16 protein-coding genes and 1 pseudogene are annotated in these 12,937 nt (G+C 63.6%); 6 read left to right on the forward strand and 11 right to left on the reverse strand.

The window, feature by feature from the left end:
• The first annotated feature begins 36 nt into the window (after positions 1–36).
• Positions 37–1,026, forward strand: coding sequence for a hypothetical protein (locus BC1002_RS20085; protein ID WP_013091820.1), 990 nt, complete (start codon positions 37–39; stop codon positions 1,024–1,026).
• A gap of 178 nt (positions 1,027–1,204) precedes the next feature.
• The gene (locus tag BC1002_RS20090; RefSeq protein ID WP_013091821.1) at positions 1,205–2,002 is read left to right on the forward strand and encodes a sulfotransferase family protein; all 798 of its coding nucleotides are present in this window, start codon (positions 1,205–1,207) and stop codon (positions 2,000–2,002) included.
• A gap of 9 nt (positions 2,003–2,011) precedes the next feature.
• On the opposite strand, the gene BC1002_RS20095 is transcribed toward BC1002_RS20090, so the two are convergent.
• Together BC1002_RS20095 and BC1002_RS20100 are read right to left on the reverse strand one after the other, a co-directional pair.
• A complete protein-coding gene (locus BC1002_RS20095; RefSeq protein ID WP_041735315.1) occupies positions 2,012–3,187 on the reverse strand; it encodes a pyridoxal phosphate-dependent aminotransferase in 1,176 nt (391 codons plus the stop codon).
• Between the two features lie 192 nt (positions 3,188–3,379).
• On the reverse strand, positions 3,380–4,864 hold the full coding sequence (locus tag BC1002_RS20100; protein ID WP_013091823.1) for an RNA polymerase factor sigma-54: 1,485 nt from the start codon (positions 4,862–4,864) through the stop codon (positions 3,380–3,382).
• Between the two features lie 509 nt (positions 4,865–5,373).
• On the opposite strand from BC1002_RS20100, the gene BC1002_RS20105 reads away from it, so the two are divergent.
• Entirely contained in the window at positions 5,374–5,712 is a 339-nt protein-coding gene (locus BC1002_RS20105; RefSeq protein WP_013091824.1) for a BON domain-containing protein, read from the forward strand.
• A gap of 89 nt (positions 5,713–5,801) precedes the next feature.
• Here BC1002_RS20105 and BC1002_RS20110 read toward each other — a convergent pair whose 3' ends face one another.
• From BC1002_RS20110 to BC1002_RS20135, 6 genes are all read right to left on the reverse strand, one after another.
• Entirely contained in the window at positions 5,802–6,254 is a 453-nt protein-coding gene (locus BC1002_RS20110) for a PA2169 family four-helix-bundle protein (protein WP_013091825.1), read from the reverse strand.
• A gap of 280 nt (positions 6,255–6,534) precedes the next feature.
• Positions 6,535–7,116, reverse strand: a complete 582-nt coding sequence (locus BC1002_RS20115; protein WP_013091827.1) for a glycine zipper domain-containing protein — start codon at positions 7,114–7,116, stop codon at positions 6,535–6,537.
• A gap of 98 nt (positions 7,117–7,214) precedes the next feature.
• The gene (locus tag BC1002_RS20120; RefSeq protein ID WP_013091828.1) at positions 7,215–7,559 is read right to left on the reverse strand and encodes a DUF1488 family protein; all 345 of its coding nucleotides are present in this window, start codon (positions 7,557–7,559) and stop codon (positions 7,215–7,217) included.
• Complete coding sequence (locus tag BC1002_RS20125; RefSeq protein ID WP_013091829.1) at positions 7,556–8,128, reverse strand: DUF4142 domain-containing protein; 573 nt, start codon at positions 8,126–8,128, stop codon at positions 7,556–7,558. The genes BC1002_RS20120 and BC1002_RS20125 overlap by 4 nt, the downstream gene beginning before the upstream one ends.
• A gap of 81 nt (positions 8,129–8,209) precedes the next feature.
• Positions 8,210–8,761 carry a type 1 glutamine amidotransferase domain-containing protein gene (locus BC1002_RS20130; RefSeq protein ID WP_013091830.1) on the reverse strand — a complete coding sequence of 184 codons (552 nt, stop codon included), beginning with the start codon at positions 8,759–8,761 and terminating at the stop codon, positions 8,210–8,212.
• Positions 8,762–8,911: 150 nt separating this feature from the next.
• Positions 8,912–9,256, reverse strand: coding sequence for a hypothetical protein (locus tag BC1002_RS20135; RefSeq protein WP_013091831.1), 345 nt, complete (start codon positions 9,254–9,256; stop codon positions 8,912–8,914).
• Positions 9,257–9,382: 126 nt separating this feature from the next.
• Between BC1002_RS20135 and BC1002_RS20140 the strand changes: the two genes are divergently transcribed.
• Positions 9,383–10,669 carry a DNA topoisomerase IB gene (locus BC1002_RS20140; protein ID WP_013091832.1) on the forward strand — a complete coding sequence of 429 codons (1,287 nt, stop codon included), beginning with the start codon at positions 9,383–9,385 and terminating at the stop codon, positions 10,667–10,669.
• 27 nt (positions 10,670–10,696) lie between these two features.
• Here BC1002_RS20140 and BC1002_RS20145 read toward each other — a convergent pair whose 3' ends face one another.
• A complete protein-coding gene (locus tag BC1002_RS20145; protein ID WP_013091833.1) occupies positions 10,697–10,993 on the reverse strand; it encodes a hypothetical protein in 297 nt (98 codons plus the stop codon).
• Positions 10,994–11,076: 83 nt separating this feature from the next.
• Positions 11,077–11,388 (reverse strand): hypothetical protein, encoded by a 312-nt coding sequence (locus BC1002_RS20150; RefSeq protein ID WP_013091834.1) that lies wholly within the window; start codon positions 11,386–11,388, stop codon positions 11,077–11,079.
• Between the two features lie 302 nt (positions 11,389–11,690).
• On the opposite strand from BC1002_RS20150, the gene BC1002_RS20155 reads away from it, so the two are divergent.
• Positions 11,691–12,197, forward strand: coding sequence for a PRC-barrel domain-containing protein (locus tag BC1002_RS20155; RefSeq protein ID WP_013091835.1), 507 nt, complete (start codon positions 11,691–11,693; stop codon positions 12,195–12,197).
• A gap of 62 nt (positions 12,198–12,259) precedes the next feature.
• Positions 12,260–12,673, forward strand: coding sequence for a DUF3175 domain-containing protein (locus BC1002_RS20160; protein ID WP_013091836.1), 414 nt, complete (start codon positions 12,260–12,262; stop codon positions 12,671–12,673).
• 38 nt (positions 12,674–12,711) lie between these two features.
• Here BC1002_RS20160 and BC1002_RS20165 read toward each other — a convergent pair.
• Positions 12,712–12,864: pseudogene (locus BC1002_RS20165) on the reverse strand (helix-turn-helix transcriptional regulator); the annotation flags it as partial.
• Positions 12,865–12,937 lie beyond the last annotated feature (73 nt).

The raw sequence follows: 12,937 nt of genomic DNA on the forward strand, positions 1-12,937 counted from the left end.
TCGACAGCGCCTTCGTCGCCTTGCCGAGAATACCCAATGGACCAACTGGTACTGGATGCATTCGACGCTGCCGCGCTGATCCCGGGCTTTCGCGCGCCGCACCTGCCGCAGGAACAGCCGGACCCCTCGACCCTCGACGCCGCCGAGCACGCGATGCGGCACTGGACGAGCACCGTCAGCGGCCCGCTGACGCCCGGCTCCGACGTGCACCGGCACGAAATGTGCCGCATGTTCCGCGAGACCTTCAATCCGTATCGCCCGTCCGTGCTCGAGTGGCCGCCACTCGAAGCCGCGACGCTCAAGCGCATCGTCGAGTTGCCGATCTGGGACATCGCCGTGCAAACCGAAGGCAGAGCCCGCCTGCGCATGGCCGCCTACGCCGCGACGCTCGACACCCCCGACCTGCGCGACGCGCTTGCGCTGAACGCGTGGGAAGAAAACCGCCATAAGGAAGTGCTGTCGCGCATGGTGCATGCGTATGGCATCGAGCTCGCGAGCGAGCCGCCGTACGTCTATCCGAAAGACACGGAGCGGGCTTACCTCGTGACCGGCTATAGCGAATGTATCGACAGCTTCTTCGCTTTCGGCCTGTTCGAAGTGGCGCGGCGCTCGGGCCTGTTCCCGCCGGAACTGACGGAAACGTTCGAGCCGGTGATGCAGGAAGAGTGCCGCCATATTCTGCTGTTCGCGAACTGGGTCGCCTGGCATCGCGCGCAGCTTTCATGGTGGCGGCGCATCCGCTTCGAGCTCAAGGTAGCGGGCGTGTGGGCGTTTCTGGTTTGGGAGCGTATCGGGCTCGCGCGTGCGATGGATGCCGACGGCAACGTCCACGAACACGATAACAATTTCACGGTCAACGGCGCGCAGTCGGTGACGGATGTCGATATCAGCGTGCCCGAATTGATGCAACTGTGTCTTCAGGAAAACGAACGCCGCTTCGCGGGCTATGACCCACGGCTGTTGCGGCCCGCAACGATGCCGCGGCTGGTGCGCTTCGGCTTGAAGTTCGTGCGTAGGAAAAAATAAGCTGCGCCGAACGCGCGCGCTGTGCCCGCGCGCCCCGCATTCGAGAATTGCGAATCGCTGCTTGACGGTCGAAGTCACTCGCCATCCAAGCGAGTGGCGCGGCAGTCATGCCCGCGTCAGGCTGACGCCATGCTGCTTGCGTAAGCTGGGAACCCAAGCGAACGACAAGGAGCGCGCAATGGAGTCCTTCCCGCTATTCATCATTGGCTCGCCCCGGTCCGGAACGACCTTTCTTTGTTCCGTGCTGAACGCGCATCCTCTGATCCAGCTGACCAACGAATGCCGCGTGTTTGCATTGCTGAAGGACTTCCTCGAAGTCGGCTGCCATCGCGCCGATCTGCTCGGCGATACTTCGCGCGACCGCCTGCTCGCATTCGGCCATCGTACGCTGGGCGGGTGGGTCGAGCGCTTCTATCGGGAAGAATTAAAGTTCGGCGCGCCGATCTGGGGCGACAAGCATCCGTCGTACGCCGACCCTACGGTACTGTCGGGCCGCACGGGTTCGATCGAACGCCTGCCGCGCTCCGGTTCCTGCTTGCGTCTGATCCGCGAACTGCTGCCGCAGGCGCGTTTCATTCATATCCACCGCGATCCTCGCCACGTGGCCAATTCGCTCGTGCACAAGCATTGGACCGGATCGATCGAGGACGGCATCCGCGTGTGGGGGCAATACGTCGGCGAGATCAACGCATTTTTCGAAGAGATACCGGCAGCTCGCGCGTTGACCGTGTCGTACCGGAAGGTCATCGAAGAACCGCGTGAAACGGCGGCCAGCATCGGTCAGTTTCTCGGCCTCGCGGATGCATCGCCGATCAGCGAGTTCCTGATCTCGCAACGCCGCTCACCGACGCCGTTCAGCGATCCGGTGACCGATATCGGCGATTTGTATCTCATTCCCGATACGGCCGCGAGCGACGACACGCTGCTCGCTCTCGCGGGAACCCAGGCGCGTCGGCTGGGTTATGCGGCGGCTTGAGGTTCTTGGTCAGCCCCTCACCCCGTCCACGAACCGCGCAATCCTGTCGCACGCCTCGATCAATCGATCCTCGCCCACCACCAGCCCCAGCCTGACGAAACCGTTCGCCGTCTCCCCGAACGAACTTGCATCGAGCACGGCCACGCCTTGCGCGCGAAACAGCTGCCACGTGAACCCGGTCGTATCGAGCCCGGTCCCGCTGACGTCGACCATCACGAACATGCCGGCTTCGGGCAACAGGCACCGCAGGCCCGGCACGCGATGCAAGCGTTCGAACACGACGTCACGCCGCCGCCGGTAGATCTCGCGGATAGCGGCGACGATCGCCGCCCTGTTCTCCAACGCCGTTAACGCGGCCTGCTGGATGAAGCCCGGCAGGCCGTACAGCATCGCGAGCGCGAGCCGCGCCATGTGCTCGATCAGCGTCGCGGGCCCGATTGCCCAGCCGACGCGCCACCCCGCCATCGCGTGCGACTTCGACAGACTGCCGAGCGTGACCGTGCGCTCCGCCATGCCGGGCAGCGACGCAATGCTCACGTGGTCGCGTTCGAACGTCAGTTCCGCGTAAACCTCGTCGGACAGCACCCACAGGTCGTGCTCGCACGCGAGCCGCGCGATGCGCTCGAGATCCGCGCGCTGCATCACCACGCCGGTCGGATTGCACGGCGTCGCGAAGAAGATCGCCTTCGTGCGCGGCGTGATCGCTGCCGCGAGCGCGTCGCAGTCGACGTGAAACGCGCGCGCCGGATCGACCGGCACTGCGACGAGCGTCGCGCCCGCCGCGCGCACGCAGGCCTCGTAGGTCAGATACATCGGCTCGGGCACGATCACTTCGTCGCCCGCCTCTAGCAGGCACAGCGACACCGCGAACACGCCGTTTTGCGCGCCGGCGGTCAGCACCACGTTGGCGGCGCTCACGTCACGGCCCGTGGTACGCGCGTGCTCGGCGGCGATCGCGGCGCGCAGCGGCTCGCGGCCGGCCATCGCCGTATAGTGCGTATCGCCGGCGCGCAGCGCATCGATGGCGCGCTCGACGATCGGCGCGGGCGTCGAGAACTCGGGGTCTCCTACGCTCAGCACGATCACGTCTTCGCCCCTCGCAGCCGCCTGCTGCGCGACCCGATGAATTTCCCAAGCCGACGTACGCCGCCCTTGCAGTCGCTCGACCAGATTCGAATACCTCATTGCGCTCACCCGTTCCATTCGACTCGCCAATGTAAAGGCGCGCCGGCGAAACGTCCAGATACGAAAAAGGGTCATGCGAGCGGACAACCTCGCATGACCCTGTGCGCAACGTACTGCTGTTTGCACGACTGCTTTGCTTCCTTCAAACCCCCGCCAAACCTTATTGCAAACCCCCGTAAAAACGTCGGTGCGTCAAAGCTGCCGGCGCAGTTCCGCCGGCGGCACCTTCATCAGATGCCGGTATTTCGCCACCGTGCGCCGCGCGACCAGCACACCCTGGTCCGCGAGCATCTTCGCGAGCGTCACGTCCGACAGCGGATCGCGCGCGTTCTCCGCGGCGATCATCTCCTTGAGCAGCGCGCGCACCGCCGCGGCCGAGCAGGTGCCGCCGCTTTCGGTGCCGAGCTCGCGCGGGAAGAAATGCTTGAACTCGAAGATGCCGCGCGGCGTCGCCATATATTTGTTGCCCGTCGCGCGGGAGATCGTCGATTCGTGCAGGCCCAGCTCGTCAGCCACGTCGCGCAGCACCATCGGCTTCAGCGCGATCTCGCCGTACTGGAAGAAAGCCTTCTGATGCGCGACGATGCATTCGGCAACCCGCTGAATCGTATCGAAGCGCTGCTGCGCGTTGCGGATCAGCCAGCGCGCTTCCTGCAGCTGCTGCGCAAGCGGCGAGCGGCTCGCGCCGGCCGACTGGGCGAACAGCTGTGCATACATGCGATGGATTCGCGCCCGCGGCTGCACTGCCGGATTGATCGACACGACCCACTTGTTGCGGGCCTGACGCACGATCACGTCGGGCACCACATAGTTATCCTCGGCGCGGCCGTAGCAATTGCCCGGCTTCGGATCGAGCTTGCGCACCAGCGCGCAGGCCACGCGCAATTCCTCCGCGCTGCAGCCGATCTGCTTTTGCAGCTCGGCCTGTTCGCGGCGCGCGAGACGTTCCAGATGATGCTCGGCGATCTGCCGCGCGACGTCGCGCCCCGGCGTATCGGCGGGCAACGCGTTGATCTGCAGCGCGAGGCATTCCGATAGCGAACGCGCACCGAGCCCCGGACGATCGAGCGATTGCACGAGGCGCAACGCGACCAGCAGTTCTTCCTCGGTCAGCGTGGGTTCGAGATCGACGCTGTCGGCCAGGTCGGCGAGCGACTGCCGCATATACCCGTCTTCGTCGAGTGCCTCGATGATGAAACGGGCCACCGCGCGATCGCGGTCGTCGAGACGGTATAGGCGCAACGCGTCGTGCAACTGCTCGCGCAGCGTGGGTTGCGAGCGTGCCCAATCGGCCGGGTCGCTGCCGTCCCCGTCGCCGTTCTGGCGCGCCGAGCTGCGCGAACCGTAGTCGCCGGAAAAATCGGCGGGCATGTCGTCCTGACCCGCGCTTTCGAGCGTATCGCTACCGGAGTTTTCCGCCGGCAGTCCGTCCGGCTCGGCGGCGGCTAGCGTATCGACGGCGGGTGCGTTCGCGTCTTCGCCATCAGTTGGCGTCGTGCCGGCGAGCGCGACGTCCTCTGCTTCGGATGAGTCGTATTCGAGGAACGGATTGGTATCGAGCGCCGTGCGCAATTCCTGCTGGAACTCGAGAGCCGACAATTGCAAGAGACGCACCGACTGCTGAAGACGAGGCGTCAGTGCAAGAGACTGCCTTGTGCGTAGTTCGATTGAAGGCATTGGAGTAGATCCCGTTCGTTGGTAGTCAAAGACTCAGTGAGCCGAGTTCACTCCTTCAATGCAACGTCCGTACCAGTTCGCGCAAGACGCTGTTTTGATTACGGTTTATTTACTCGTGCGGATGAATTTTGCGTGCCATGCGCGCCCGTTTTTACAAACGGCAGGCAATTTCCGGTCCCTTTCTTCACACCTCCGACGGCCTCGCGCCCGGTCGCGCCGCAGCCCTATTCGTCAGTCGACAAACCCCGATGGCTACGGCTTTCGCGAGCGGCATCACCAGGCTCGCAGCGGCCGGGCACGATCCATGCGGAGCAGCGTTGTGTGGACGGACGCCGCCCTTTGCAAACACGCCAGTCATGCGCGGATGCGAATACGACGCCCGGTGTCGAGAAACGGGCCCCCGACGGTACCGTAGCGGCCACGACCCACGTGTGTCATCAGCGGCTTTGGCCGCGATCGGCCACCGGCAACAAGACCGCCATTTTCATCACCACCTGAAGGAGAAAACCATGAAGACGATCCAGCTTCTTAAGACCGCCGGCAGCATCGTTGTCGTTGCATTCGCGCTGAACGCGAACGCCCAGACCAGCGCTTCGGCTCCGCCCGCGGCGTCGGAAAGCGTCGGCCAGCATCTCGACGACGGCACCATCACGACCAAGGTCAAGGCGGATCTGCTTGCCGCGAAGAACGTCAAATCGACGCATATCCACGTGAAGACCCGCAAGGGCGTCGTATGGCTCACGGGTTCGGTGCCGTCGGCCGAAGACAAAACCGCCGCCGAAGATGTCGTGCAGAACGTAAAGGGTGTCGAAAGCGTGAAGAACCATCTGAAGGTCGGCACCGACTGATATCCGCATAATCGGTTCACGCCGATTCGATCGAGCGGAACGAAACAGAGCCGGCAGAGCCGGCTCTTTCTATTGCACTGCCGCGTCGATCAACGCTTCATCGCCGCATACTGGTCGCGCAGATCGCGCACGCGATCATGATTCTGCAGTACGCCCTGGTATTGCCGCTCGACGATCGCACGCACATCGGCCGGCAAATCCTTTTCGAGCGCATCGTGATAGCGCTTCTTCGCGACGTCCTCGCCCTTTTCGCATTCGGCGAGAATCGCATGGTCGCTTCGATCCGAAACCGCCGATCTGACGTCGACCCAGCCGCGATGCAGCGCACCGCTCATGCTGCCGCCGGTTTCGGGCTTGCCGCCCAGGGTCTGAACGGCATCCTGCAACTCACGCGCGCCGCGCGCGCACTCTTCGGCGGTCGAGCGAAACAGCATCTTCAGCTCTTCGTTATGCGCATCCTCGGCTGCTTTCATAAAGCCCTTTTCGCCATCCTTCGACGTTTCGACCAGGTCATTCAATACGGAAACAACGTTGGTAGCCATTCAATACCTCCAAGGGTTTCGTTCATCGCGGAATCCGCCGCGCGGGGCTTTTTATGTGCGTCGCGATGAATCGGTTCGACGCGCGGCGGGCTGTATTGGATAGCACGCATCGCGCGTGCCCGAAAAAACTTCGGCAGGGTTTTCAGCCGCCGCACGACACACGGCAACCGTGGGTGTAGCGCGACGTCGAAATCGCGCGGTAAAACGGAAAGCGGTAAACGGAAAACGGCCCGATGATCGTCATCGAGCCGTTTTCCGTTGGTATGCCGCGTCGCTTACGTCACGCGCGCTTTTCCGCGAATTCCTGGATCGGCTTGGGCGTCCTCGTCGGATCGAAATCGGCCCAGCGTCCCTGCTGCCAACGGCCGGTCGCCTTCTCGATCGCGACGCCGCCCGCTTCACGCAGCACGCGCGCGGCATCGAGCTGATTGTCGGGCGACACGTGCACGGCGACGAGCACGCCCGAATCGCGCGCTTCCTCGTGATACGGCACGTGAAGGTCCGATTTGCCGCGCTCTTTGGTGCGCGACATCGCGCCGATCAGCGAGCCGACATACGCGCCGACACCCGCCGCGATCAGCGACACCAGCAGCGGTGCGGAAAACGCCGCGAAAATCGCCACGCCAACCACCGCGCCGATCACCGCTCCGATCGTCACGCCCATGCCCGCGCCTTTAGGCGCCTCTCCCGCGCCGGGGTCGGTATCGGTGTCGCCGCCGATCGGGAAACGCGCGTGCTGGCCGCGCGGATTGACGAAAAACAGCGTGACGTCCTCTTCGACGAAACCCGCATCGAAAAGCTTTTGCGCCGCACTTTCCGCGGCCGGAAACGTCGTGAAGCGTGCTGCGACGATGAGTGACATAACGCCTCCTTATCGTTGATTAGCGTTCGCGGACCATACCGTCGCCGGGCAGCGCGCGTCACAAGCGGCGCGCCCAGTCAGTGCAACACGCGGCGGCCCTACGCCGCGGTGCCGCGATCCGGTTCCATGCCTTCCACTCTGAACAGTCCGCTATGCAACACCACGCTTTCTCCGGTGTTCTGGTCGAGCGCTTCCGCGCAGACCGAGCGGATGCGTTGACGGCCTCTGTCGAAAGCGGCCATCAACGCCGGTTCGAGCGCGGATTCCGCGCCGAAATGATCTTCCAGAGCCTCGGCGGTGATCGAGCAGACCACCGGCTCGCCATCGACCCGCGCGAGAAAGCGCACTGTCAGATTGGCGCCGTCGAAGACCGGTTCGTCGTCGGGGAAAGTGATCTGCATCAGAGAGTCCTCATAAGCAGGCCGTGGCAGGATCGCGTTCATGACGAGCCTTTCAATTTGCCGGCCAGTTGCTGCGCCATCTCCAGGTGATGCTTGATGGTCGGCAGCGCTTTCGCGGCCGCGGCCTTCAGTTGCGCATCGGTGCCGCTCTCGCTTTGCTGCTGGAACAGGTCCACCGCACGCTGATGGGCTTCCACGCCGACCTGCTCGACGTAGGCCGCATCGAACTCGTTGCCCTTCAACGTCTGCAGTTTGCCGACCAGCGCGGAATCCGCGGACGGCGTCGGCTTGAAACCCTTCTTCGCGACCAGCCCGGCCATTGCTTGCGACAGCTTCGTGTGGTCGGTGATCATCTGTTGCGCGAACTTCCTGACCTGCGGATCGTTCGAGTTCTTCAGCGCGATCTTGCTGGCGGCGATTTCGGTGGCGTCCGACTTCGACGCTTCGAGCACGAACTGCTGATCTGCGGGCGACAGCGTCGTTTTACCGACCGGCGCGGCGCTCGCGGGCGCATCGCTCGCCTGCGCGCAGGCCGTGTCGATCGTTGCGGCGCTCGCGCCCAACACGGCCAGCGCGGCAGTCACCACTTGTAGGGAATACCGGAATTTCATGCACTTTCTCCCTGTCGAATCACCGATGCGCAGCGTCGAATCACCAATGCGCTGGCGTCAAAGCCAACGCGCCGCCTTCGATCAAGCCGCTTTGCGCTTCGTCAGTTGGCCGATCAGCGTCTTGTTGAATGCGGGCAGGTCGGCGGGTTTGCGGCTCGAAATCAGATTGCCGTCCTCGACCACTTCCTGATCGACCCACGTGCCGCCCGCGTTACGAATATCGTCCTGCAGGCTAGGCCAGCTCGTCACGGTGCGCCCCTTGATGATCCCCGCCGATACCGGCAGCCACGTGCCGTGGCAGATCACCGCGATCGGCTTCTTCGCGTTGTCGACCGCTTTGACGAATGCCTGCGCCTGCGGCAGCAGTCGTAACGCGTCGCCATTTACGACGCCGCCCGGCAACACCAGCGCGTCGTAGTCTTCGGGACGGGCTTTGTCGAACGTCGCATCGACATCGACGGTGTCGCCCTTGTCGACATGCTTGAAGCCCTGGATCTTGCCGGGCTTCGCCGAAATCACGTGGACCGTCGCGCCGGCCTCGGTGAGCGCGCGTTTCGGCTCCACGAGTTCGGCCTGCTCGAAACCGTCTACGGCGAGTACCGCTACCTTGTAGCCATTCAGTGCATCAGTCATGCGTCTTCTCCTTTCTGCGGCGCCGCGCTCACGCGCTGGCTGGTTATGCATGTGCATAGCGCGGCGCCTGTGCTAAAGCGTTGTCCCGCAAAACACGTGCCCGGTTGCGCCGGTTAGCGCGAACCGCTTCGTGTGCCAACAGCATCATGGTCAGACATCGGTCTGGTCTTCGTCGGAGCGCTCCGCGCCAGGAGGCAGCTGCGGATCGACGACGTGGTCGGTGTCGATATCGCGGTCCGCTTCCAACGTCGAATCGCCGTCGGCCGACGCACGCTCGCCCGTACCTGAGCGATCGGTATCGCTGCCGAGTTCGGCGTCGCCGGTTTCGAGCGCGTGATTGTCGAGCTCCGTGTCGACGTCGAAATCGTGACGCTTCGCGCCCGCGACGTCGCTGCCGCTGTCGGACGAGTCGCTGGGACCCAGCGTGCCCGTCGTGCCGGAGGTTTGCTTGACAGTCCGCTGCGGCTCTTCATCGGGATTGAGTGTGCTGGTCATGAAATCTCCCCTTTCCAGTTGGTCACATCGACTTTTTCCGCAAGGACCGTTCCGCTTCAGCGCCTTGCTTCGGCGTCAATGGCATCCCCCTTGCTTCAGCCGCTTGAAAACTTTCTACTGGCGACCATGGCTACCCCGACCCACTCCACGACCGCGAATGGCAATACCGCACCACAGCCGATGCCGCCGGGCCTGCGCCACGCCGACGACGCGAAGCCCGGCTACACACGCAAGCGCGAGCGGGACCGCTTCGTCTATTTCGACGTGAACGGCAAGCGCATCGTCGATGAGGACGAGATCCGACGCATCAACTCGCTCGCGATCCCCCCGGCCTACGAAAACGTCTGGATCTGCCCCGATCCGCGAGGTCATCTGCAGGCGACGGGCCGCGACTCGCGGGGCCGCAAGCAGTACCGCTATCACCCGCGCTGGCGCGAAACGCGCGACGCCGACAAGTACGAACGGATGGCCGAGTTCGGCCGCGCCTTGCCGAAAATCCGCGCGCGCGTCGCGCGTGATCTGAAGCTGCCCGGCATGCCGCTCGACAAGGTCGTCGCGGCCATCGTGCAGTTGCTCGACACGACGCTGATTCGCGTCGGCAGCGCCGAATACGCGCGCGACAATCAGTCGTACGGATTGACTACGTTGCGCAAGAGGCACGTGAAGATAAAGGCCGGTCGATTGCGCTTCCAGTTTCGCGGTAAGAGCGGCATCGAGCACGACGTGACAGTGGACAATCCGAACGTCAAGCGCATCGTGCGACGTTGCGCGGAGTTGCCCGGCCACGACCTGTTTCAGTATCTCGACGAAGACGGCACGCGCCACAGCGTCGGCTCGACCGATATCAACGACTACCTGCGCCGCGTGAGCGGCGCGGACTTCACCGCGAAGGACTACCGCACCTGGGCCGGCAGCGTGTACGCGCTGGCGGCATTGCGCCGTTTGATGTGCAGCAGCGCAGCCGAAGCGCGCGGCCATATCGTCGCGACCGTGAAAGAGGTGGCGAACCTGCTGCGCAATACGCCCGCTGTGTGCCGGCGCTGTTATATCCACCCCGCGATCATCAGCGCGTTCGAAGCCGACGAGTTGCGGAGCCTCACGCCAGCTCAAGCGCGCCGCGGACTCAAGGTGGATGAAGTGGCCTTCGCGGTGCTGCTGGCGCAGGCGGAGAAACGCGCGGCGAAACTCGCGCGCGCATCCGCTGCGAAAGGACGCAAGACGCGAAAGTCGTCGGCCGACGGCAGCATCAACGGTTCGCTGACGAGTCTGCTGAAGAAATCCCGCGTGGTGCGCAGGAAAGCTCCCGCCGCAGAACAGAAAGGCGCCGCGGCCCAGCGGCGAGCCACAGCCCGCGCTGGTACGCCGCGCACTGCGCCAGAACTGGCATCTGAATCTAAACCGGCGGCCCAGTGAGGGGCTCGGCGATGAATCGACGAAGGTTCAAACCTCTTCCTCGAATGCCGCCATCACGAGCCAAACATCGCGTTCCCCGTCGCGTATCTCGGCCGCCAGCGCATACTCATCGCGTGGCGAACAAACGCGCGCGAGCGTGTTATGCGCGACTTCACCGTTGTCGAACACACGCTCCGACAATGGCCGCACTTCCTGCTTGCCTTCGAACATCGGCTGTTGCCGACGATACACGAGGGTCTCGGACTTCCAGTTGCTGAAGCACTCGCGAACGTGCGCGAAGTTCCCGCCGCAGATGTTCGCCTGAAAATGAATCTTCCTGGTCACGATGTTCTCCCCATGCGAAGCGGCATCGTCCGGGCGTCACAACGAACGCAACGGTGCATTGCCGCTTCCGCATCGATCCAGCGTTACTGTCCCTTTGTATCGCTGCTGGCATCGGCGCCGGGCGTGTTCGTCGTGTCGTTCATTGGCTTCGTTGCCTTCGACTTCTTGTGATGGTGTTTCATCGACGAAGTCGAGCCCCCGGTGCTGCCCATTGCATTCGGTGCGGGCTCGTTGCCCGCCGTCGGCGCGGCGGTCGCCGCGCCATGCGCGTTGCCGCCGCCCGCGCCGCCATTGCCGTTGCCGCCGCCCGTCTGCGCGAACGCGGCGCCCGACGCGACGGCGCACGACGCGGCCACACATGCCGCCACCAGCCATGCCTTCGGATATTTGCTCATCTGGGTTCTCCCTCAAGTAAAAAGGACGGGTGTGATCCCTTCTGTTCCTGCCGCCATCACTGAACGTCGAGCAAGGCCTATGCCGCGCGATGCGCGCGGCGCATGCGTGCGTTGCGCTTTTCCGAGCAGCGCTGGCGCCGGCACGGACGCAATAATTGCAAACGCTGTCGCATCCTTTACGCACGCGGCGCCTCGTCGCGAGAATGCGGCGCCGGGTGCCATCGAGTAACTGCGCCCTACGGCTCTATGGAACGGCCGTTGCTAACTGCCTCGGTACATTCACCCCATCAAAGGAGCCCATCATGGTGATGCAGACCCAGACGCAAGGCGCGAACATCGTCGGCAAAGGCGCCGCGACCGCGGAAGGCCCAGGCCCGGATGTCATGGCCGCGGCTACGCTCGACGGCAACAAGGTCATCAGCAGCGACGGCGAGCACATCGGCAAGATCAAGGACATCATGCTCGACGTGCGTTCAGGCCGCATCGCGTATGCGGTGCTGTCGAGCGGCGGTTTTCTCGGCATCGGCGACAAGCTGCTCGCGATTCCGTGGAGTGCACTAACGCTGGATACGCAGGAAAAATGCTTCGTGTTGAACATGGTGGCCGAGCGCGTGAAGAACGCACCGGGATTTGACAAGGATCACTGGCCATCGATGGCGGATCAGACGTGGGCCACCACCGTGCATCAGTACTACGGCAGCGAACCGTACTGGGGCGGCGACGTCTATACCAACCGCAACGACCTGGGTGTCGGTGAAATTCCCTCGGGTTCGTCGGATGCACCGGAGGCCGGCGGCGTGAAGCTCTGATCGCCAGGCCGACCATTTTCGATGCGTGGCCAGTCCGGCATTCCGCTTCAGGAGAGAACACAATGGCGACTCGAAAGACCAGCAGCAGATCGAAACGCCCTGTGTCGCGTGGAAAGTCCGGACGGCCACCGCGCCAGCGCCACGCGCAGGCGCAGGCCGCGCATCGCGCCAAGACCGCGAAGAAGAGCGGCGCATCCGGCGCGAAGAAATGGTCGCATCACGTGATGGAAACGAGCGACGCGATGGACATCCAGAAGGATATTTTCAAAACCGGCAGCGCGGAGTCCATCGCGCATTCGTTGAAGCACTCGTCGACGGTGAGCCGTCGACGCAAGGGCACACCGTTTCAATCGGCGATGTCGATGCTGAATTTCTACATCAATCGAGCGGGCCGAAACCTGCCGAAGGAGCGGCGCGATACGTTGCAACAGGCCAAGCGCAAGCTGCGCGAAGCGTTCGGACGCGAACCGCGGTGAGTTGCCGGAATGCCGGCGACATCACGCGGTCGGACGCTTCAGTCGGCGCCGGGCTGAATGCCGAAGGCACTCTGCACGGCCTCGAATCGCGAATTGACGTTCAGCTTTTCGAATACGTTCTTCATATGCCATTTGACCGTCTCGGGCGCCAGACTCAACGATCGTCCGATCTCCTTGTTGGACAGCGGCGGGCGACGATAATTGAGCGAAATCTTCGAGGACATACAGCCAGTCTGCCCGACTACGTTCGAAATGTCGGTATCG

The sequence above is a fragment of the Paraburkholderia atlantica genome (genome assembly GCF_000092885.1).
Taxonomy (GTDB): Bacteria; Pseudomonadota; Gammaproteobacteria; order Burkholderiales; family Burkholderiaceae; genus Paraburkholderia; species Paraburkholderia atlantica.